15 protein-coding genes are annotated in these 22,535 nt (G+C 53.3%); 10 read left to right on the top strand and 5 right to left on the bottom strand.

Annotation, left to right across the window (positions count from 1 at the left end; genetic code table 11):
* The first annotated feature begins 73 nt into the window (after positions 1-73).
* The 5 genes from dnaN (at position 74) to SH467x_RS11580 (ending at position 8,354) form a co-directional block, all read left to right on the top strand.
* Entirely contained in the window at positions 74-1,186 is a 1,113-nt protein-coding gene (dnaN, locus tag SH467x_RS11600) for a DNA polymerase III subunit beta (protein WP_482367284.1), read from the top strand.
* Between the two features lie 35 nt (positions 1,187-1,221).
* On the top strand, positions 1,222-2,184 hold the full coding sequence (locus tag SH467x_RS11595) for a deoxyhypusine synthase family protein (protein ID WP_482367283.1): 963 nt from the start codon (positions 1,222-1,224) through the stop codon (positions 2,182-2,184).
* A 4-nt stretch (positions 2,185-2,188) separates the two neighbouring features.
* A complete protein-coding gene (locus tag SH467x_RS11590; RefSeq protein ID WP_482367282.1) occupies positions 2,189-5,239 on the top strand; it encodes a serine/threonine-protein kinase in 3,051 nt (1,016 codons plus the stop codon).
* A gap of 163 nt (positions 5,240-5,402) precedes the next feature.
* Entirely contained in the window at positions 5,403-6,032 is a 630-nt protein-coding gene (locus SH467x_RS11585; protein ID WP_482367281.1) for a sigma-70 family RNA polymerase sigma factor, read from the top strand.
* Positions 6,033-6,041: 9 nt separating this feature from the next.
* Positions 6,042-8,354, top strand: coding sequence for a protein kinase domain-containing protein (locus tag SH467x_RS11580; RefSeq protein ID WP_482367280.1), 2,313 nt, complete (start codon positions 6,042-6,044; stop codon positions 8,352-8,354).
* Here SH467x_RS11580 and SH467x_RS11575 read toward each other — a convergent pair.
* A complete protein-coding gene (locus SH467x_RS11575; RefSeq protein ID WP_482367279.1) occupies positions 8,348-9,487 on the bottom strand; it encodes a TIGR03364 family FAD-dependent oxidoreductase in 1,140 nt (379 codons plus the stop codon). The genes SH467x_RS11580 and SH467x_RS11575 overlap by 7 nt on opposite strands.
* 27 nt (positions 9,488-9,514) lie before the next feature.
* A complete protein-coding gene (phnX, locus tag SH467x_RS11570; protein ID WP_482367278.1) occupies positions 9,515-10,354 on the bottom strand; it encodes a phosphonoacetaldehyde hydrolase in 840 nt (279 codons plus the stop codon).
* Between the two features lie 153 nt (positions 10,355-10,507).
* Between phnX and SH467x_RS11565 the strand changes: the two genes are divergently transcribed.
* Both SH467x_RS11565 and SH467x_RS11560 read left to right on the top strand, forming a co-directional pair.
* Positions 10,508-11,824 carry a DUF5690 family protein gene (locus SH467x_RS11565; protein ID WP_482367277.1) on the top strand — a complete coding sequence of 439 codons (1,317 nt, stop codon included), beginning with the start codon at positions 10,508-10,510 and terminating at the stop codon, positions 11,822-11,824.
* Positions 11,821-12,897 (top strand): zinc-binding dehydrogenase, encoded by a 1,077-nt coding sequence (locus SH467x_RS11560; protein WP_482367276.1) that lies wholly within the window; start codon positions 11,821-11,823, stop codon positions 12,895-12,897. Before SH467x_RS11565 ends, SH467x_RS11560 begins: the two co-directional genes overlap by 4 nt.
* Positions 12,898-12,920: 23 nt before the next feature.
* On the opposite strand, the gene SH467x_RS11555 is transcribed toward SH467x_RS11560, so the two are convergent.
* Positions 12,921-13,478: a phosphonate degradation HD-domain oxygenase gene (locus tag SH467x_RS11555; RefSeq protein ID WP_482367275.1), complete on the bottom strand. Its 558-nt coding sequence runs from the start codon at positions 13,476-13,478 to the stop codon at positions 12,921-12,923.
* Positions 13,479-13,882: 404 nt separating this feature from the next.
* On the opposite strand from SH467x_RS11555, the gene SH467x_RS11550 reads away from it, so the two are divergent.
* The 3 genes from SH467x_RS11550 (at position 13,883) to SH467x_RS11540 (ending at position 21,245) form a co-directional block, all read left to right on the top strand.
* A complete protein-coding gene (locus tag SH467x_RS11550; protein ID WP_482367274.1) occupies positions 13,883-17,443 on the top strand; it encodes a beta strand repeat-containing protein in 3,561 nt (1,186 codons plus the stop codon).
* Positions 17,444-17,647: 204 nt separating this feature from the next.
* Entirely contained in the window at positions 17,648-18,619 is a 972-nt protein-coding gene (locus tag SH467x_RS11545) for a DUF1559 family PulG-like putative transporter (RefSeq protein WP_482367273.1), read from the top strand.
* 151 nt (positions 18,620-18,770) lie between these two features.
* Positions 18,771-21,245 (top strand): bifunctional YncE family protein/alkaline phosphatase family protein, encoded by a 2,475-nt coding sequence (locus SH467x_RS11540; RefSeq protein WP_482367272.1) that lies wholly within the window; start codon positions 18,771-18,773, stop codon positions 21,243-21,245.
* A gap of 139 nt (positions 21,246-21,384) precedes the next feature.
* Here the strand turns inward: SH467x_RS11540 and SH467x_RS11535 are convergent, their stop codons facing one another.
* On the bottom strand, positions 21,385-21,747 hold the full coding sequence (locus SH467x_RS11535) for a DUF7674 family protein (protein WP_482367271.1): 363 nt from the start codon (positions 21,745-21,747) through the stop codon (positions 21,385-21,387).
* A gap of 14 nt (positions 21,748-21,761) precedes the next feature.
* Positions 21,762-22,484: a hypothetical protein gene (locus tag SH467x_RS11530; protein WP_482367270.1), complete on the bottom strand. Its 723-nt coding sequence runs from the start codon at positions 22,482-22,484 to the stop codon at positions 21,762-21,764.
* Positions 22,485-22,535: the final 51 nt, after the last annotated feature.

Here is a 22,535-nt window from a genome sequence, read left to right as displayed (position 1 = left end):
TTTTCTGGTACAACGTCCGTTCCCCGGAGCGCTGGTTTAGCGCCCCGATTTCCCTCTTTGGGTAGGAATTGCCATGAAGATCGTTTGCAACCGAGAGAAATTCCAAAGCGCCTACCAGATCGCGGCGGCCGTGGCCCCCATTCGCTCCCCCAAAGAGATTTTGATTAACGTCAAATTGGACGCGCGCGGCGAGAAGGCCGTGCTGATGGCGACCGACTCCGAAGCAGGTATTCGTCTGGAAATGGACGACGTCGAGATCGCGGTTCCCGGAGTTGCTTTGTTACCTCTCCAACGAGTTGGCAATATCCTTCGAGAGTGCAGCGACGAAGTATTGACCATCGAACTCACCGAAAGCTCTCTCGATATCCGAGGCGACCACTCGGAATTCCATCTCCCCAAAATCAATCCAGATGAGTTCCCGAGCGTTACATCCTTTCAGGAATCCTCGTACTACGAAGTCCCCGCTAGACTCTTTAAGGAGTTGGTGAAACGGACGGTGTTTGCGACCGACGTCGAAAGTACCCGATATCAACTCGGAGGCGTTCTCTTTGAGATGGAGGACGACCAAATCACGACGGTTGCAACCGATGGACGCCGACTGGCCTGCATGCACGGCAAAGGTGTCGCAATCGGCGGCTTCAAAAATAGTGGAAACTCGACGATCGTTCCAACGAAGACGTTGCAGCTGATGGAACGATCCATCTCGGATGGGGACGATCTAGTCTGCATCGCTGCCCGCGCTAACGACATTCTCATCCGAACCAATCGTTGCACCATTTTCTCGCGACTTGTGGAAGGACGTTATCCGAACTGGAAACAAGTCATGCCGAGCCGCGAAGGCCGCACGAGGATCGATGGATTGGCGGGGCCTTTCTTCACTGCGATTCGTCAAGCTTCGATTGTGGCTGACACCGAATCGCGGGGCGTCGACTTTACCTTCGGCAACGGCACATTGGTCGTTGCGGCAAGGGCTGCCGATATCGGACAATCCCGAATCGAGATTCCGATCGCTTACGATGGCGAAACGATCAATATCACGATGGACTACCGCTATGTGATGGATTTCTTCAAAGTGCTGGATCCGGACAAACCGTTTGCACTCGAGGTTCGCAGCAATGCTGAACCAGCATTGTTCTCGACCGACGATGGGTACACCTATGTCGTGATGCCGATGGCCCGACAATAAAACACTTTGACTTCGAAAGACGAGGATCTATAGCGATGAATATTTCCGCCTTCATGGAAAAACACTACCGGCACTTCAATGCACGCGAAACGCTTGCTGCTGCGAAGGGCTACCGTCAATTCATGGAGCAAAACGGGGCAATGATGGTCTCCTTGGCAGGAGCCATGAGCACCGCAGAACTGGGGGTCTCGCTCGCGGAAATGATACGGGCGGGAAAGGTCCACGCAGTGTCATGCACGGCAGCAAACCTGGAAGAAGATCTCTTCAATCTCTTCGCTCACAATGAATACAAAGTCATCGAAAACTGGCGAGCCCTCACCGCTCAAGATGAATTGGCTTTGCTGCAGTCCGGCTACAACCGTGTGACGGATACCTGCATCCCGGAAACGGTCATGAAGCATATGCAAAGCCGATTGGTCAAGTATTGGAAAGATGCTTCGGAAAAAGGGGAAAGCTACTTTCCCTATGAGTACATGTTCAAAATCCTCGATGAGGCGGATCTCAAGCAGCATTACCAGATCCCCGTCGAAAACTCGTGGATGATGGCGGCCAAAGAAATGGGGATCCCCGTCTTCTCTCCAGGGATCGAAGACAGCACGCTCGGTAACATGTTCGCCGCCCGAGTCATGGATGGCACGGTCAAGTCGCATCATGCTCTCAAAAGCGGCACAGAACAGATGCAGCACCTGGTCGAATGGTACCGTGGCATTGCGAAGAATCGCAAAGTAGGATTTTTTCAAATCGGAGGAGGAATTGCAGGAGACTTTGCCATTTGCGCCGTCCCTTTGCTTATCCAAGACCTCGAAGAGGATGTCAATCGCTGGGCGTACTTCTGCCAAATCAGCGATGCCGAAACCAGCTACGGCGGATACTCCGGAGCGGTCCCCAATGAAAAAATCACTTGGAATAAACTGACGGTGGAAGCGCCCAAGTATATGATCCACAGCGACGCGTGCATCGTCGCACCACTCATCTTCGCGTACGTGCTGGGACAATAATGCGGTGGAACTGAACTCAACCCAGTTTTGGGAACGGCTCGAACAATCTGGCTTGGTCACGCGAGAGCAAGCGACGCTCTGGCGAGAGGATATCGAGCAATCGGTGGGAGGTGCAAACCTTCAGCACCCCAGCAAGATTGCTTCCGAACTCATTCGAACCGGTCGGATCACCCCCTTTCAATTCAACGCTCTACTCGAACCCGTCGTCCCTCGACTTCGGGTAGGCCCCTACCTCCTCCAAGACACTCTTTCGGATCGTTTGGGACCTAACTGGTTCGAAGCCGTCGAATCGATTCGCAACAAAATCAAATGGGCCTTTGCCCTCACCCCCGAACTCCTTTCCAGCGATTCCATCCGATCGAATCCCCCCTCGGTCGATTTGGGACGACTCCACACCAGACTGGAAGCCCCCGAACTCGATCGCTGGGAAGCGACCATGCTCGAGCCGGGAATCCTCGCCGTCCTGTGCGACCCTATCCCTGGCGAATCCCTCTCGAACAAGCTCACATCCGGCCCCATCGGCCTCGGTCAGTCGATTGCTTGGGTTCGATCACTTGCCGCCTCGCTCGGAAAATTGCACTCAAATGAATTGACTCACGGCTGGCTCGCTCCTGACGCCGTGTGGATCGCCTCCGACGAACAAGCCATCCTCCGTCGCGATCCTCTCTTCCCTCCTTGCTCCCCCTACTACAGTGACTCACTAAGCTGCCTTTCCATCGACAACGCCAGTCGTTTAGGAGCCGCATCGCCCGAACTTTCCATTCCCGATTTCCAACCGGACCCTTCCTCCGATCTGTACGCATTGGGAGTCCTTTGGGCGACAATGCTGCTTGGCAAATCCCCTTGGCCTAACTCACACCGCCTCGATAAAGCCGGTTGGCGCAAAACGCATCAGCAAGTGCAATTGGAATTGCCACCCTCCGTGCCCGACAACGTCCGCCGCTGCATCCTCCATCTGGTCGCCAAGAATCGCCCTGCCCGATTCCCATCGGTTGAATCCCTTTTGAAGCAACTCGATGCCCTGACCACTCCATCCCAATCCACCGAACCAGCCAAGGCCCCCTCTGCTCGATCTCTACCGGCAGCGCGATCCCTACCCGCAGCAACGCCGAAAGACTCCAACGCTCCATCCCCAGGGGCAGCAGCGGCGAGAGACTCCTCGACTCGATCCCAATCCGCAGCGTTACCCAAGATTGCCTCTGCGCCATCCCAACCCGTAGCATCGGCAAAGACCCCCTCCACTCCCTCCCACCCCACCGTATTACCGAAAGACGCCTCCGCTCGCCCCCAAACGGCCGCGTTACCGAAGAACTCCTCCGCGCCACGTCCTGCGATGGGCGCTCGCACCGCGTTGGTAAACAAGAAGCGTAAACGCAAACCCAAGTGGCTTATACCGGCCCTAGGACTCGGATCCATTCTCTTGCTAGGCGGACTCATTTCCGTCTTGCTCCAATCGGGAGGAACAACCCTTCCACAACCGGAACCTGAGGTCAAGATTGTAGAAGTCCCCTCAAACTCCGGTGCATCGAATAGTTCGACCAAGTCAAACGCAATCACTACCCCCAGCGACCCGCTTGAGGAGTTTTATACGGTTGTGAAGGACGACGGGACCTCTCTATGGGCACCGCCCCATGCAGGCGTTCCTTACTCCATCGATATGCTACCCCCCGGCCCCGAAGCCCTAGTGTTTCTCTCGAAGGATGCTTGGACCGGCGGAGGATCGTTCCAGTCGATTCAGCCTTGGGTGTTAGAATCGCTTCCTGATTGGAAACAATTCATCGATCGCGTTCCCTTTGCAAAGGACAACTCGATTTCTCAGGTCGCAATCGCCCTCTACCCCACGAGTGGGTCGGAGATTTTTGAAATCGCACTTCGATTTCATCTCGAGAATCCAATGACCATGGAAGCTTTGTTTGAAAAGCTACCTGGATTCGAGGCAAGTCCTTTGCCGAGCGAGCCCAAACAAGGATTGTGGACCAACAGCGAATGGTCGATTGCCATCGAAGGCCTTTCGTTGGACAAAGCCCATCCCACACAAAAACTAACAGTTGCACCAAAGCAGCTTATGCAGACACTTACAGAAATAGGTGGACGGAGTGTGCCTTTGCGAAGACAGATGGACATGCTGCTGCAGTCGAGCGACAGCCGTTCCGACCTCTTCGTCTTAGCGGCTCCTAGCTTTCTGCTCGGTGAGGGGCGATCGCTGTTCCGGCAAACCCCGCGTTTGCAACCCCTCGCGCGGAGCCTGTGGGGAGACGACGTTCAAGCGATCAGTTTTACTTGCACAGCCTCCACCGACCTGTATGGCGAGTGGCGTGCTGCGTTATCCGATTCGACCCTCTTGGGCAAGAAGGCCGCAGAGCTGAAGCAGGCTCTCACGACATGCCCCGATTACTTGGAACAACAGTTGATTGCCGCCCCTCCACCTGCGTACTGGCGTGCCATTGCGCTTCGCATGCCCCAAATGGTCCGGGCTGTGGTGAACAACAGCCGCTTCGGCTTGGAGGATGGGCAAATTGTGAGCAATGCCTACCTGCCGCCGGAGTCGCTCGGTAATCTTGCTGTCGGCGTTTGGATGAATCTGCAAAACGCCGGCGACGCATCCCCGGCTATAGCCGCACAACCTAAACCGCCATCGAAGCCAGCTTCCGTCGAGGATCTGCTCGATCGCCCGATTTCGATTGCATTCGAACAGGAATCCTTGGAGATGGGTTTGGCTGCAATCGCGTCCGAGTTCAATGATTCGGTGCTCAAAGGAAGCCAACCCATGAGTTTCACCATCAACGGCGGTGCATTTCAGAAAGATGGAATCACGCAGAATCAACAGGTTCGTGCCTTCAATCAGAACGGAATTCCGCTTCGAACGATCCTTACCGATTTGGTTCGTCGTGCCAATCCGGTAACCACCGTCCAATCCCCAACCGAGAAGGATCAGAAGGTCGTGTGGGTTCTGGTCGAGGACCCAAACTCTTCCGGCGGAAAACGTATTGAGCTCACGACGCGATCCTGGGCCGAAACCAACGGGGCGACACTTCCCAAAGAATTTGTCCCTTGATGCTCACCACAGGGCTCGACTTGCACCGTCTTGCTCCTATCTCTCACGCCTATCGTCGAAGGCGAATTCGGCTCGCTTCGGCGATGAAACGCTTGCATTGCCGCCGCTTCTCATGACAATAGATAGGGCACCGAAGCATTTTCCTGCCTAAAGGATAACCCCCTTGTCGTCCGACCCCGTTGCTTCACCGCATTTGCCGCGCGTCAGCAGTCTACTGCAGAAACGAAACCTCGAAGCATTTGGTAAAGCGCTCGAGATGTATCGACCTATGCTGCGAGATCTCGTTCGCGATCTGGACGATCCTCGCCTAGCCGCCAAGGTCGATGTTTCTGATCTGGTACAGCAAACATTTCAAGATGCGATTGCGGGCTTTGACCAGTTGCGAGCCGATCGAACGACTCCCTTTTTCATTTGGATCCGGACGTTGCTTTTCAACAACCTCCATGCCGCAAAACGGAAATTCTTAGCGACGCAAAAAAGAAATGTTGCAGTCGAGCGTTCGATTTCGGAAGACTCCGCCCTCTTTCAAGCAATCGCCGATCCCTCCATGGATCCCGAACGAGACGCACTCACGGAAGAGCTCTTGAGCCGACTCGATGCAGCAGTTCGCAATTTGCCGGAAGCGGTACAAACGGTACTGAAGTGGCGTTACGAAGAGGGCCTTACCTTCAAAGAAATTGGCGAACGAGTCGATCGAACGGAGGACTCCGTGCGCATGCTTGTTTCTCGCTGCTTGAAAAATCTCCGAGCGACCGTTTTCGGCGGTGAAAGCGATCAGTTGGCCCTGGGATAAACCTTTGTCATGACATCCGATCCAGCGCGTTGCGACACCCAACTCATTCGGGAAATCCAGTCCTGGCTCGACCAACCCGACCGGGCTCTTCCATCGCAAAGCCTCGATGAGCAAGCCTGTTGGGACCTTCTCGATCGCTCGACCGCGCATGTGGAAAGTTCCGATGCGGACCTGCCATCTTGCTTATCTAATCACCGCGTCACTCGCCGATACGAACCAGAACGCTTTCTCGGAGCCGGCGGCTTCGGCGTAGTGATCCAAGCCAAAGATATGCTTTTGGGACGCGATGTTGCGATCAAAATGATCCGACCTTCGCTCCGAAACCAACCCTTGCTCCAACACCGATTTATTCGAGAAGCGAGAGCGGTCGCTTCCTTGGGTCACCCGGGGATTGTTCAAATCTACGAGACGGGGACGATCGATGGCCAACCCTTCCTGGCAGGCGAATTGGTGGACGGACCAAACCTCGCCCAATGCATCGAACAGGAAAAAACCTCCCTCTCCCCCATGCAAGCGGCTTGGTTGGTCCAGCAAATCGCTTTGGCTGTCCAATACGCACACTCGCGCGGGATTCTCCATCGAGATCTCAAACCAAGCAATATCCTTTTAGCTCCAGCGGAGAAGGAGACTTCTCAAGGGATCGGTTTTGTTCCGAAGCTAACTGACTTTGGACTCGCGAAGCGATTTGGTACCCCTGGTGATCAGACTGTCGATGTCACCATGGAATCGATGGCAGTCGGGACGATTCGATACATGTCTCCCGAACAAGTTCGCGGGAAACAACAGGATGTCACCAACAAATCCGATATCTTCTCCCTCGGTATCATCCTCTACCAGCTAACAACGGGGCACATGCCCTTTGACGGCGATTCCTTTTTTGAAATCTCGGAAAAGATTTGCCGGCACGCTCCCGATCGACCTCGGAAATGGAACGCTCTGATCCCGCGGGATTTGGATGCTGTCATCTTCAAGTGCTTGGACAAGGAACCGGAGGACAGGTATCAAACCGCCGGAGAGCTCGCGAGTGATCTAGATCGATGGATGAAAGGATTTCCGGTCGAGGCGACCAAACCTTCGATTGCGAAAATGATTCGTCACTGGGCTCGATCGTCACCGAGAACATTAGCGGCAGCCTCGATTGTTGTTTCGACGATGCTTGTGGCTTTTGTCGCGATCAATACATCTTGGCTGCGAGAGAAGACAGCACACGAACGTGCGGAACAAAGCCTTCAGCTCACCTTGAACGCAATCGACGACATCCTCTTTCCCATGACAGAGAAGTTCAATGAAGGTCTGTCGATTACCAGACAAGACCACGAGGAGATGCTCTTAAATACGATTGCCTTCAATGAAGCTTATCTCAAGGTTAATCCGAACGAACTCCGAGCTTTGCACCGGTTGAGCATTACGCATCACTACTGCGCGCATGGCTACGCGCATATGGGGCGAGGCGACGACGCGGTGAAGCATCGAAAGCAGTCATTGGAAATCCTTAAAAAACTGGTGGAGGTCGACAAGGATCGTGGACATCAAAGCAAATATCTTTTTCAAATCTTCTTCGGGTATCTCCAACTGAGCGACCTCTATAACAACCCCGTGAACGAGGATCATGTTAGGACGCGCCGCGAATATTTGACCCTTGCAAAAAACTACCTGACGAAAAGCCTTGAGCTTGACCCGGATAACTTTGACTACCAAGAAGCAGAACTGGAGTTGAATTTAAAAATCTCCATGATGGATCGGCATCAGTCTCCGCAAGCAGCAGCAATTCTGAACGAGAATATCACGAACTCGCTAGCGCTTTGGCGAAAGAACCCCACACAACCCAGATATCTCAAACACGCGCTTTTAGCACAACGTGTCTTTGCAATTCTCGCCTACTATCGCAAGGATTTTGAGCAGGCGGACTGTCTACTAGAGGAATCGCGCGAATTGGAATTGCTGGCCTACCCACCCGACGCAGAGGGGATCTGGATTCTCGATCACCGATTGACGAACAGCTACCACCGATCTGTCGTAAGCTACTGTTCAGGCAATATGGATGCGTTCGTTCACCACGTGAGGGACTTCCATCGCTATTACGATCAATGCATGCAAGTCGCTGTAGACAAAGAGCAATATCGCGTCTATCGCTTAGCAATTCTCTATATGATGCAAAAATCGTATACACACTTAGGTGAACAAGCAGAGCTGAACAACATCACGAGCCAAATCGATTCCATCGAACCAGTGCTTGGACCTTGTCCGGAACTCGACACCGCTACCATGGTCCAGAACATTCTTCTCACCAAGTCCCCACCGAACACGTTTCCCTACTACTGACGCTCACTCCAGAACATATCGGCAAGGGCCATAGAGAGGGTCATTCCAGTTCCGCCGGTCGCACCGAACAAGAACACCCCCGGTTGTGGCTCGCTGAGGACCACTGGATGATCCGGATGCTTGACATAAATTCCGTGCCATCGCTCTAAAATCCTCCAATCAGGCAAATGGACAATCTTCTGCAATTCTCGGAGAATCAATTCATCGATCAACGCTTGGTCGAACGGAGTGATGGCATCTCCATACTCATGCGAATCACCCAATACCACTTCCCCCTCATCGTTCTGCGCAATCATCACATGCACTCCGTACGCATCCAACTCCGGCGTCTCGGAAGCAATCCGCGCTCGCAATGCAGATAGACTTGGACAGCATTCAAAGTTGCGGTAATGACGAAGCGTAAGTCCTCCGGCTAAATGCGGCCCCACATCGAACGAATGGGGCTGACGCACTGTCCTGAGCATCTGAAGCTTGCAAGCCTTGGCGGGGCCATTCAGAGCGTCTGCAAAGAGTTTCTTCAAATCTGCACCAGCACAGACAATCACTTGATCGAACACATCTCTTTCACCTCTCGATGGCCACAGTTCAATTCCCCCATTTGCGGAACGAATGGACTGGATGCATGTATCAAATTCAAAACAAACGCCATGTGCTTTCTCTAGCCATTTCGGTAGAGTTGCGATGACTTTCCGAGGATTGACGCAGCACTCATTAGGACTCCACATCCCACCTAGCAACCCAGTTTCATTTGCTGCAGAAGTCTTCGCCATAACTTCTCGCTTGGATAAAAGTTTGCACTCAACTCCCAGCACATCCGACTGCTCGCAGAACTCCTCGAGTACAGCAAACTCATCATCTCGATGGGCTAAATGAATCGATCCACACTCACGTATCCAGATACCCGCATCGCGACAAAGGTCCAGCCAAAGACGTCGACTTTCCAATGCCAAGCGATACTGCTCCCCAACGCGTTGGCCGACGGGCCATATCATTCCGAAATTGCGAACCGATGCCCCGACGGCAAACGATTCTTTCTCGAAAACCGTAACGTCATAACCTCGCTTTGCTGCCGCCCAAGCATTCGCGAGACCAAAGATGCCCGCACCAACAATCGCCACTCGACTCTTGCTCATCCTACCCATCCCGTTCTGCATTCCTTCCTACCGAGAGACGCTTTCTAACCATCGAGGGTAAACATTGTCCAGAAGATCATGAAGCTCCGAGAGATTGCAGATCGTCGCATGCGCGCCTGCTCGTAAAAAATCGTTCTGGATATGATTTCTCTTTTCTTCTAAGAGATGAGAATCCAGGTTTTGGAAATCTTCTGTCGACAACCCCATTGCGTTGGAACTGTCGATAACCCCGACTGAAAAAGCGCCCGCATTCACCCCCTCTTCTATATCTGCCTTCGTATCGCCGATTTTGATTACTCGATTGGCGGGATAGCATCCGGTTAATTCCATGACCCTAAAGAGCATCCAAGGCGCTGGCCTTCCCGCCGGAACTTCGTCAGCACAAACGCTCACGTCGGGCCTATATCCATGTCGGGCCGCCTCTTCCCTCGCCGCGTCGGCGGCCTCTCGAAAGTATCCTGTCGTACCCCCGATTCGAACACCTCGACTCCGAAGCATCTCAACGCATTCCACGACCCCATCGATCGGACGACCAAGTCTTCCTGCGGCCTCCACTTGCATCGGCGTTACCCAACGGTAGATGTCCTCCACGTCTGACTCCGTCCAACTCCTCCCTTTTGTTTCATTCCATCGGGTGGAAACGGAGTGCATGCACAACATCTGGCGGATGTGTTCCTTTTTGGCCAACCCCATGGGACCGCGCGCTTCCGCCATGGTCACCGGTACCCCAACTTGTGCGAAACCATCGACGAATGCCTTCGCTGGTCCTTGACATCCAAAGTCAACCACAGTCCCCGCCCAATCAAAAACAACGAGCCTAACCCCCGGATTCGATTCCATCACCATGTCGCTTTTGAATCCCCTCATTGCACCGAAACCTGTCACGCACCCACATCGCGATCACTTTACCAAACTTCTGATTGCAATGATGAAGTTTTCATGAATGCCATTCAACGGAGCTCATCGAGCCTCCTTTCTCTGCCTACGATTTGCGTCGCACTCGCCATCCCCTACTCAACCATGAGAATTCTTGCAGTGGACGCATCGACTTCATATCCAACGCGTAACACGCTCGATTGGAGTACGGCGTTCTGGGCTCTTGCTGCTGCATTCGGCACCTACTTCTGCATGTACGCGTTCCGCAAGCCCTTCACGGCAGCCCCCTTCGCCGGCCTAGGCCCCTGGGGAATTGGTTACAAAGAGTGGCTCGTTTCCTCGCAAGTCATCGGATACACGATTTCGAAGTTTGTCGGAATCAAGGTCGTATCGGAGCTGCCCGCTTCCCGAAGAGCGGTTGCGATCCTCCTACTCATCGCACTCGCCGAGTTTGCATTGCTCCTTTTCGCCATCGTTCCAAAGCCTTGGGGGATTGCTTGCCTCTTTTTAAATGGACTCCCTTTGGGTATGGTCTTTGGGTTAGTGCTCGGATTTCTCGAAGGGCGCAACCTCACCGAGTTCCTTGCAGCTGGACTATGCGCCAGCTTCATTTTGGCTGATGGATTTACTAAGTCGGCGGGACGTTCTCTGTTTGATGCAGGAGTCGACGAGCACTGGATGCCATTCATGACCGGCCTATGCTTCTCGATTCCCTTGATTATTTTCGTGGGAATGCTGGCGCGTATCCCAGCTCCCAATCAAAGGGATGTCCAATCGCGAGTCGAACGTATGGCAATGAGCCGCCAAGATCGCGTCGCCCTGTTTCGCAAATATGCTGCTGGTCTTTCGTTCCTTATCGCGATCTATCTGCTTCTAACCATCATTCGTAGCATTCGCGGTGACTTTGCCGATCGAATTTGGGATGAGCTTGGTGTAGAGATGGTGCCAAGCACGTTTACCATTTCAGAATTATGGATCGCTCTCGGGGTCCTTGCTGCAAGCAGCTTTACGGTGCTATTCAAAGACCACCGATGGGTCTTCTTCTTGTCATTGGCAATTTGCGCACTTGGATTTCTCGTCATGATCGGAGCGTTAGTCGGACGGCAAATGTCATGGCTCAGCCCCTTGGCGTACATGGTTCTCATTGGACTAGGGACTTATTTGCCCTACGTGATGATCCATACGACGGTGTTCGAGAGACTGATCGCGATGAATCGAGAAGTGGGAACCCTAGCCTTCCTGATGTATCTCGCCGATGCCTATGGCTACCTGGGATACGTCGCAGTGATGCTTACGAAGAACATGTGGCGAGAACAGATAAACTCGCTTTGGTTGCTGGAATCCGTTTGCTGGACTGGTAGCCTGTTCGCCTTGTTCGCCCTAGGCTTTTCTGCATATTACTTCAGCAGAAAACCTCCCTCCTCTCCTAAGCCGTACCCAACCTCACCCACTTCGCCATGAATCGATCCACCGCGGCCGTCTTCTCGGGTGTCCCATCCAGCGTGGAGCGACGGGTTTTCGAAATCCCAACGCTTGCCCCCGGAGAAATTCTCGTCAAAGTCCTCGCAAGTACCGTCTGCGGCAGCGATCTCCACAGTCTGGAATGCCGCAGAAAAGTCCCGATTCCAACGGTGCTAGGGCATGAGATTGTTGGCGAGATTGTCGCATTCGGTTCGCCAACTCCCCCGATGGACCTGAATGGCGCCAACCTTGCCATGGGGGATCGCGTGGTGTGGGGTGTTGTCGCCCATTGCGGTCAATGCTTTTATTGCGAACGAGACCTTCCTCAAAAGTGCGAGCATGCGATCAAGTATGGGCATGAAGCTCTCCGCCCCGGAAAGGAACTGCTCGGCGGATTCGCCGAACATTGCTTGCTGGTTCAAGGAACCAGCATCGTGCAACTGCCGAAACATTTGCCCCTTGAAGTTGCTTGCCCAACAAGCTGTGCAACCGCAACGATCGTAGCTGCCCTCAAGCCGATCACCCAATATCGTGGTAGATCGATCCTTATCTTCGGCGCCGGCATGCTCGGCTTGACCGCATGTGCGATGGCAAAATCGCGCGGCTGCGATTCCATTCTCTGCATCGATGTCGATCCGGAACGACGTTCACTATCTCTCGCGTTTGGTGCAAACCAAGCGATTCCCCCTGCCGAGTTGAACGAGCAAATCCAATCGATGACGAACGGGAAGGGATTCGACTACAGCCTTGAGCTATCTGGAGCCAATCCGTCGTTCCTTGCAGCGATGGATTCGACTCGGATTGGTGGAACGATCGTTTCAGCAGGAGCCGTATTCCCATCCGCTCCCATTGAGCTCGGGGTTGAGCGACTAACACGGCGCAATCTTACGATCGTCGGCATCCATAACTACGATCCCTCCAACTTACGCGACGCAGTCGAATTCCTGGCCGCAAATCACCAAAACTTCCCATTCGCAACGCTCGTTACGCAATGGTTCTCACTCGCATCCATCGCCGAAGCATTCGTGGCCGCCAAAGACAAGTCCAACATTCGCGTTGGGATCAAGCTATAACACCCGCCAAAAGTCTTTCTGTATCAATCCATGATGGAATGACACTCCTCCATCAGGGATCTGAAGCTTGAAATGTCCGGCAAAGGCATGCTGGCAACTTTCGCGAGATCGTCCCATTTGCGCAATTGCAACGCTTCTCGATAAAACGGCTCGCGTTCGAATGCTTGGAGCTCGCCTTCCGTCATGACTCCACCTTGATCAAGAAAACTTTTGTAGGATGCCGGAGAGAGATGCGTCGCATACGATGGGTCGCGAGTGCAAAGATAACGCTTAGCGGCGACATGAAGTTTCACTGGATCAGCAACTGCTACACCGAAAGTACGTAGCAACCACGGGTAAGCCCTTTCCTCGTGCGAATCGTCCAAATCTTCATCGTCAGAATCCGGCAAGTCTGTATCGTCGAGGATGTGTCCTATATCGTGCAGCAACGCAGCAACGACCAAGCTCGTATCGGCGCCGCTCGCTTGGGCGAGCATCGCGCATTGAATGGCATGCTCCAATTGAGAGACACACTCGCTGCCGTATTGCCCCGACCCTCGCTCGCGAAAGACTGCCAAAACTTGCTCGGTTACTTTGCTCATCAAGACCACTCCGAACAATGAAAACGGATCAAACGATCGATCCTCGTGCGACCCTCGAACCAAGCCAACTCCTTGTTGAATTGTTCAACGCAGCAGGAAGGGATTCGCATCGCGGCTCGAGGAGCGAAATCGGCAATCGGCAACAAATACGTTGGCGGATCGTTGTGTTCACACCAACCATCCTACGCTCGCGACGCCGACTTTCTCTGTGCCGATGCATTCTTGATCGAATCTTCATTCTCTGACGATTGTAGGGGATGCAACGCAGAACTATTCTGCCGTTTCATTGATTTTCATCGGGTAACAAGATCGACACGGGGTGAGTGATGAAGCGCGAAAGCAGAACGCAACAAGGGAGAAGGCGTCGAGTTCTTGGGAGAATACTCCAGCACAAAAGAAAGCTTTTGCAGGGGTTACTCTCGAGCACACTTCTCGTCATCTCTGCTTATTCTTCCGGTGTCGCACAAGCCCAGAGCGTGTGGCAAAACCCAGTAAGCGGCAATTGGGATGTGGCGAGCAACTGGAGTTCCTTACCCGTCAGTTCGGACACCACCCAAGTGGTCTTCAACGCGACCGGTGCGGAAAGCTATGCGACAACCAATAACATTGGCCCCCTCATTCTTAATCGGATCACGGTCAATAACACGGGCACAGGCACCGTCACCATCGCTGGTGCGGCTGCGAACACTTTTACTCTCGCGGGTGCCGATCCTCAGTTGGACATCACTGGGAACGCTCTCTTTTCCGGTCTCTTCGCTGGGGCTGGCACCATGCGGAAAACGGGTACAGGAACGTTCATTCACAACAGCAACAACAGCGGATTTACTGGTACTCTCGTCATCGATCAAGGCACCTTCGTCAACAGCTCGACAGGGATTGCTACCACCAATTTCAACCCTGTCTCGATCGTCGTGAACAATGGAGGTACCTACCAATTCGGAGCTAGCACTGTTGGAGACCCGAATCTACCCAACTCGACATACATCACGGTCAATACCGGCGGGACAGTCAACTGGCAGGAGGGGGAGACCTTTGGAGGTGTCAACCTGAACGGCGGTGTCGTCAACCTTCAACAGGGAAGCATGACGCTGTCGGGAGCTACCGCTCAGAACTGGACGAGCGGCAGCCTCACTGGAGGCAATTTTACGGTCGGCGGAAATACGGCTATCAACAAGACGACGGCCGGTACCGTTACCCTCGGAGGAAATGTCTCCATTACAACCGGAACTGGTCGTCTGAATATTCTTGATGGCACCTTGTCCATGCTCGGCGCTTCGAACCTTGGAACTGCAGCCGTGCGATTGGGCGCAAGCGACGGATCGACAGCAGGGACATTCGACTATCAAGGTACGACAGCTACCCGTGCAGGCGCTTTCACTCTCCAGGCAGGAGGAGGCGCTATTCATGTTGCAGAGTCAGGAACTCAATTGACTTTAAGCGGTGCATTCGATGGCGCAGGCCCCCTTTCAAAAACGGGCTCGGGAACCTTGGCTTTGACCGGTGGCTTGTCCAACACAGGCCTCGTAAACGTCGAACAGGGAACCTTGGTATTGGCACCAACCGCTTCCAATGGAGGAACCATCGCAACCACGGCAGCAGGGGAATTCACCGTCGGAAATAATGCCACCTTGTCGATAGCAAGCGGCGCTGGCACTGGTTCCTTAACAGTTCAATCGCTGAACCTATCTGCACCTGCGTCCACTCTCCAATTTGGACTCAACACCGCGACCTTGCCCACCGCACCTCTGCTAGTTGTTGCTACATCGGATGGTCTCATCGCTGGTGGTACTCTAAGTGTATCGAATACTCAGCCCATGTCCTTGGGTAGCTTTACTCTGATCGATTACAACGGGGGAGCAATCAATTCAGGATTCAATCTTCAATTGCAAGGCCGCACTGCGGGATCGCTCATCTATGACACGACCAATACGAGGATCGACCTCAATGTGACCGCCTTGAGCGAGAACGTGAAATGGAGCGGGGCAACCGACGCAAACTGGGACGTGGGCACTGCGGCAAACGTCGGTGGCACGAACAACTGGCGATTGGAAACATCGCTAGCTGCCACCAATTTCATTCAAACCGACTCGGTTATTTTCGACGATACCGCATCCGGAAATTTCGCGGTCAACCTTCAAGGAGCGGTGGCTCCTAGCTCGGTGGTCGTGAACAACTCTGCCAATAACTACTCGTTCCAAGGTACTGGATCCATTGCAGGAGCGGGGACCTTGACGAAATCCGGCACCGGCACCCTGGTTGTTGCCACAGACAACAGTCAAAGTGGTAGCGCCACCCTTGCAGGCGGTACACTGCAAATCGGAGCAGGTGGAACAACTGGCAGCCTGACCAATTCATCGTTGAACATGTCAGCGGGCACAACTTTAGCCTTTGACCGCTCGAACGATGTCAGTCTTGCAGCTCCTATTGCCTTGGATGGCGATGCAACCATCCGAAACAACAACACCGGAGTCGCGTCCCTCTCCGGTACCGTTGGCCTCGGCGCGAATACACTGAATTTGGACGGCTCCGGAAATCTGGTTTTTGGCGCAACAGTAAGCGGCACCAATACCATCAACAAAAACGGGACCGGAACGGTTAGCTTCCAAGGCAACAGCAACTCCTTCACAGGCACTCTCAATGTCAATGCCGGTCGCTTCATCCTTCAAGACGTAGCAGGAGGAGATCTCGGAGCATCGAGCATTGTGATCAACAACAGTGGAACCTTCCAATTCGGTGTGAGTGCTACGGACAATCCGGACCATCCTGACTCGACCTTCTTCACCGTCAACGAGGGTGGCACTCTCGATATGCGCATCGGCGAACAAATCGGCGGTGTAAACTTGAATGGTGGAACAATACTCTTTGATGGCCTAGGCACCAATCCGGGAAACATCAATACCAACGCTGCTGGGACGCAATCCTTCACCTCGGGATTGCTCAATGGAGTCGGTGCGAACCAATCGACGTTCGGGGGTGTTCGTGTTATCGAAAAAACCACATCCGGGACCGTGACCGTACAAGGCAACATCGCCTTGACCTCAGTGACCAATATCGTCGATGGCACCGTTGTCTTGGCGGGCACGCAAAACCTTGGTAATAGCGCTATCAATCTTGGCGGCACCAATACAACAGGCACCCTAGAATACGGCGGCGGTACTGCGTCCCGTTCCGCTGCGATGACCCTCAACGATGGGGGCGGCGTGGTGCGTGTCTCGAACGCATCGTCCAACCTGACGCTCTCGGGCGTCGTAAGTGGAAATGGCGGTTTGGCCAAGCAAGGATCCGGAGCTCTCACCCTCTCTGGTAATAATACGTACACCGGCGCGACAAGTGTCCAATCTGGTTCCCTGATCATCAACGGCAACCAATCGACCGCGACTGGAAACCTCACCGTAGCCTCCGGTGCATCGCTAGGTGGGTCAGGCACGATCGGCGGGGCGACCACGATCTCAGGTTCTCACACGCCCGGTAATAGCCCGGGAACCCAAACATTCTTGGCAGGCTTGACCTACAACACAGGTGCAGATCTTTCTTGGGAGTTGGTGGCAAACTCCAACACCGGAAGCGGTACCAACTTCGACGCCATCGACGTCACCGGTGGAACGCTTGTCATCAACACCGGAGTAACCTCGAATCTGGTCTTCAACGGGACCGGTTCCACGGTCCAATGGGCCGATGCGTTCTGGGACACGGATCGCCAATGGTTGGTCTACGCCAATAGCTCTGCACCAACCTTAGCCACAAACTCTGTGTTTGGTAGCATCAACGTATCCGCCGATAGCGGCAACAACTCGCTCGCGAGTATTCGCTCGGCCGCAGGTTTCTCCTGGGGAACCGTTGGCAATGACATTGTTTTGAACTATAGCGCTGTTCCCGAACCCAGTTCCATGATCCTCCTTGGACTCGCAGGTGGCATCGGTATAGGTTTCCGAAAACGATTCAAAAATGGGCGACCCTCGAAGTGATCAGTCTTGCTATGGCCTAGCAAATCGAGCACAGCTGTGCCAGAAATGATTTGCTGAAAGTTAATCTCTCATTCATACCATTCATTCACAGCGTTAATTAAATTTCCTAAACAGTGCATCGCGAGAAAGATCGTCAATACGTTCCGAATTCGGTGCGTATCTCTACGATCTTCTTCGGTTCTACTACGTTTAGGAAATAACGCTGTGTCAAGGAAAGCATTCACGCTGGTTGAACTCCTGGTAGTCATTGCGATTATCGGGATTCTCGTCGGATTGCTCCTGCCTGCAGTACAAGCGGCCCGCGAAGCGGCACGACGTATGTCGTGTCAGAACAATCTCAAACAAACGGGACTTGCTCTCCATAACCACGAATCCGCCCGCAAGAGTTTCCCACCTCTAGGTGACTACAATGAGTTTGGGAGCGGGGTTTACTGGAGTCTTCACACACGACTACTCCCCTACTGCGAACAATCTAATCTTCAGAACCTGATCGACTTCTCTATCCCGATCAGTCAACAGCCAATCGTTGCGAAAACTCGAGTTCCCTATTTGATTTGCCCCAGCGAACCCAACGATCGCGAACGACCCGATGGCCCCACGTTCACCCACTACCCGTTGAACTACGCGGCAAATGCAGGTGACTGGTATATCTATCAACCACCTCGAGATCGCGGCACCGGCGTGTTCTTGTTGAATCGATCGCTAAGGATCGCTGAGATGCATGATGGAACGAGTAACACTTTAGGCATCGCAGAGGTAAAGGCCTTTACGCCCTATCTGCGCGATAGCGGGAACCCCAACTCGACGACCCTTCGCCCTGAATCGCCCCTTCAAATTGCCCCCTTCGGTGGTGAATTCAAAACGGACTCCGGACACACCGAATGGGTCGATGCTCGAGTCCACCAAACGGGCTTCACAACGACGTTCTCGCCAAACACCGTCGTCCCCTATTCCGTGGACGGTAAGACCTTCGATATCGACTTCAATTCAACGCGTGAGGGCCGCTCCACGACTCTTCCAACCTTTGCAGTCGTAACCAGCCGAAGCCACCACGATGGAGGAGTGAACTCGCTCAAGATGGATGGATCTGTGAGCTTCATTAGCTCCGCCATCGACAAACAGGTATGGCAAGCTCTCGGCTCGCGCGCAGGAGGGGAAGTCGTCAACGAGCACTAGGCCTCTATCATTGACGTCAGGCCCCACCACCTGCAAGCACTTGAATTCAGCAATTCACCTCGCAATCCTAACTTCATCTTCATCGAGTTTCTCGCCTCGATTATACAATCACGCGCTCAATACGGACTTGTATCACTTTTAGGAACATGCGATGGCTTCTCGAAATCACCTTACGGCTGCTGCAAAACTGCTCGCGATCACAGTGATTGCCACTCTTACACCCGAAGCCCTCTCGCAATCGCCAATCAAACTTCCCGGTATTCAAAACAATGGACAAACACTCCTCCCCAATGGCTGGTCGCTGAAACCAGTTGGCGAGCAGTTGGCCTTGGGTGACTTTCCATCCCTCATTCGAATAAGCCCTGATGGCAAATTCGCGGCAATCCTGCATACCGGCTATGGCGCACACGAAGTGCGAATGGTCGACACGACCACGAAGAAACAAGTCTCCTCCATTGTCATCGACCAAGCTTTCTACGGAATGCGATTCTCAAAAACGGGTGACACCTTGTTCGTGACAGGAGCCGAGGACGAAAGGATCTACGTTTTCAAACACGAAAATGGTTACCTCTCCTCCGACCAAACCATTCAGATTGTCGAACCAAAGGAAACCTTTGTTGCCACCGGCATTGACTTCCATACCCCCTCCGCCCAGTGGATTGTTTGCGGAATGTATTCGCATCAGCTCGCTTTTGTGCCATCCAAGAAGTCGGACGGCGAACAGACCTCCTCGAAATTGATCGACTTGCCCAAAGACAGCTTTCCATTCGAAGTCGTAATCGGACCAGACGATAAGTTCGCTTACGTAAGCCTTTGGGGACATGCTGCCGTAGCTCAAATTGACATAGCGAAAGGCCAGATCGCGCAAACCTGGGACGTCCACTCTCACCCGACAGAGATGCTGTTCCTCGATGAAGGCAAATACCTGCTGGTGAGCTGCGCAGATGACAATTCCGTGGTTCTCATCGACACCTCAACCGGCAATCAAAAGGAAGTCATTCGCACGTCTCTTTACCACACAGCCAAGAACGGAAGTACTCCTAATAGTATCTCCGTGAGTGGCGATGGAGGCGTTCTCGCCGTCGCCAATGCGGACAATAACAATGTCGCGCTGTTCGATATCCGTACCCGAGGTCAAAGCAAATCGCTTGGCTTCATCCCCGTAGGCTGGTATCCCACCAGCGTCCGCTTCTCAAAAGACAGCAACACGATTCTCGTCACCAACGGAAAGGGAATCACCCCAAAGGATAACGAAGCAGGCCCAAACCCTCTCAAAGAACCACCCAAAACGATTCGCGAGTATATCGGAGGATTATTCCAAGGCACGTTGAGCTTCATCCCATCTCCGTCTCCTGAAGAAATGGCGCGATGGACCAAGGACGCCTACGCCAACAGCCCACTGCAAGCCGACAACAAAACAAACGCAACAGAGTTTGCCAAGGACTCGGCCATCCCGTCCCAAGTCGGCGAAACCAGCCCAATCAAACACTGCTTCTACATCGTTAAAGAGAATCGCACTTATGACCAAGTCTTCGGTGATGTGGCAGGGGGAAATGGCGATCCCAATCTTTGCATTTTCCCCGAAAGAGTTACACCAAATCATCACTCTCTCGCAAAAGAGTTTGTGCTGCTCGATAATTTCTACGTCGAGAGCGAGGTAAGCGCGGATGGTCACGAATGGTCCATGGCCGCCTACGCAACCGACTATGTCGAACGTACTTGGCCACTCACCTACCGAGGTGGTCGCCGCAAAATCGGCTATCCGTCAGAGGGAAACGTTGATATCGCCGCGCCATCGAGCGGCTATATTTGGGATCAATGCAAAAAGGCTGGCGTAAACTACTTTAGTTTTGGTGAGTTCATTGAAAACGCGCCAGTCATAGGGCAGCCCTCGCGCGCCAAAGTCGCAGCGCTCGAAGGACACTATGACCCGATGTACCGCGGCTACGACTTGGATTACATGGACATCGACCGAGCGAAGAGATTTGCCGAGGTGCTTGCTCAATTCGAAAAAAATGACAACCTCCCCCAATTCATCGTCTTGCGCATTGGTAATGACCATACAAGCGGAACGCGCGTCGGTAAGAAAACTCCGACAGCGATGGTCGCCGACAACGACGTCGCGTTGGGAATGATCGTGGAGTCGATCTCGAACAGTCGCTACTGGGAAAAATCTGCGATATTTGTCGTGGAAGATGACGCACAGAACGGATCGGATCACGTCGATGCCCACCGGACGGTCGCTCTCGCCATCAGCCCGTTTATCCGAAAAGGGACTGTCGACTCCACCCTGTACACTACGTCGAGCATGCTTCGAACCATGGAACTGATCCTCGGACTGGCGCCCATGACACAATTCGATGCAGCGGCGACACCCATGTATCGAAGCTTCGGAAATAGCGCAAACCCCAAGCCCTACACGCACCTTGCTCCCAATGTAGACCTATACGAAACCAATACTCCCCTGGCGTGGGGCGCGAAACGATCGGAAGAACTGGATTTTACCAAGGAAGATGCCGCCGACGATCTATTGCTGGGCGAGATCGTTTGGCGAAGCGTCCGTGGCGCCTCCTCCCCAATGCCCCCTCCCGTTCGAGCCGGATTCGTCTTCGCAGAAGCCGAATAGCGATTCGTCCAACGCTCTAAAACGAACCTGCATGGCGGACTTGACACGCATTCGGTGAGCAATGGCTTGCCGTCTCTACGGCACGTACGCTAAACAACGGAGTAAGATAGCCCCTGAGGGCAACAGATAGCCAATCGTACTACGTTTGATCTCGCGGTAAACCAGGCAACGAGCGCTCACGCTCCCATCGAAGGGATGGCGAAAGCAACTTCAAAGCCCACGAACGTTTGGTTCGCTCGTCATGGAATTTCAGATCCTCCACAAAGACGACATGAAAGAGGGACCGCATCTCTGGATAGCTGCAAGCCAGCACACGATCGGCCATACCAAATAATTCTACTACTCGACGGCTGTCTTGATTGTCGATCGCGCTTTGTGTGTGATTGCGAAATGCCAGGAATGCCGAGTACAAGCGACTCTGTGCTGACGCTCGTTGAAATTCCACCTCAAGCTCCGGGAATGCGTCGCGCGCCCAATCCAAAAACTCTGTGCGAAATGTCATGGTGATTCCTGCCTCTACGCTACATCCTCAAGTATCCTCTTTCCACAATGCGGGCAGCATTTCGTTGCGACGATCAAGTACCGCATTCCACCAATAAACTTTTTGCAGCTAGGGCAATTCAATTCCGGTATTTGATTCGATTTACGATGCAACCAGAACAATGCGGCAAATAGAACGATCACGGACGGTGCAGGGGTGAGTCCAATTGCAAATTCCGGAGTCGGCATTCCATACCAATCGGCGACGATGCGAATAACTTGATCACGAAAAGGAATGACCAGGCCAAAACAAGCCGCCATGAACAGCACAGTTCCTACGCCGATCGCGAGGACTCGCCATTGGAAACGAGTGCATTCGCGAACATATCGCTCAACATCAATCGGTTCCTTCATCGATGCGATTGCTCCTATAGTGAGAAGAATTTTGCACGCAACAACCCCTACGATTCGACCGCTCTTTCCGTTCGCTCCTTCCTCAACGCATCCCTGCACAGTTAACCGCATCCGGCCCATCTGCAGATCCTGATGACGGATCCTACTGCCTACGATGCACACACCGCGGAGCTTGATACGGGTTACGATCACCATCGCTGGTTTGCTGTGCTTCCCAGTCGTCTGCCATCGACTCGTCTTCGGTGCCTTGAGTATCCGGTCGATGCGATCGGAATCTCGCAATAGCCAACGAACCACCACAGCGATGCAGGCAAAACTAAGAAAGCATAGTAAGCGATCTGCCAACTCATAATTTCCCTTTGCAGGAGAAAATACCACTACTGAGTGATTTCCTCG

This window comes from Brakhagea slesvicensis, assembly GCF_052161625.1.
Classification (GTDB): Bacteria; Planctomycetota; Planctomycetia; order Pirellulales; family Pirellulaceae; genus JBKCUI01.
The sequence above is the reverse complement of the archived record's forward strand: the minus strand, read 5'-3'. Positions and strand labels throughout refer to the sequence as shown.

Coding starts and splice junctions, on each gene's coding strand:
- SH467x_RS11535 (WP_482367271.1), bottom strand. CDS start 21,747: ATGACATTTCGCACAGAGTTTTTGGATTGGGCGCGCGACGCATTCCCG.
- SH467x_RS11555 (WP_482367275.1), bottom strand. CDS start 13,478: ATGAGCAAAGTAACCGAGCAAGTTTTGGCAGTCTTTCGCGAGCGAGGG.
- SH467x_RS11540 (WP_482367272.1), top strand. CDS start 18,771: ATGGCTTCTCGAAATCACCTTACGGCTGCTGCAAAACTGCTCGCGATC.
- dnaN (WP_482367284.1), top strand. CDS start 74: ATGAAGATCGTTTGCAACCGAGAGAAATTCCAAAGCGCCTACCAGATC.
- SH467x_RS11565 (WP_482367277.1), top strand. CDS start 10,508: ATGAGAATTCTTGCAGTGGACGCATCGACTTCATATCCAACGCGTAAC.
- SH467x_RS11575 (WP_482367279.1), bottom strand. CDS start 9,487: ATGAGCAAGAGTCGAGTGGCGATTGTTGGTGCGGGCATCTTTGGTCTC.
- SH467x_RS11580 (WP_482367280.1), top strand. CDS start 6,042: ATGACATCCGATCCAGCGCGTTGCGACACCCAACTCATTCGGGAAATC.
- SH467x_RS11560 (WP_482367276.1), top strand. CDS start 11,821: ATGAATCGATCCACCGCGGCCGTCTTCTCGGGTGTCCCATCCAGCGTG.
- SH467x_RS11595 (WP_482367283.1), top strand. CDS start 1,222: ATGAATATTTCCGCCTTCATGGAAAAACACTACCGGCACTTCAATGCA.
- phnX (WP_482367278.1), bottom strand. CDS start 10,354: ATGAGGGGATTCAAAAGCGACATGGTGATGGAATCGAATCCGGGGGTT.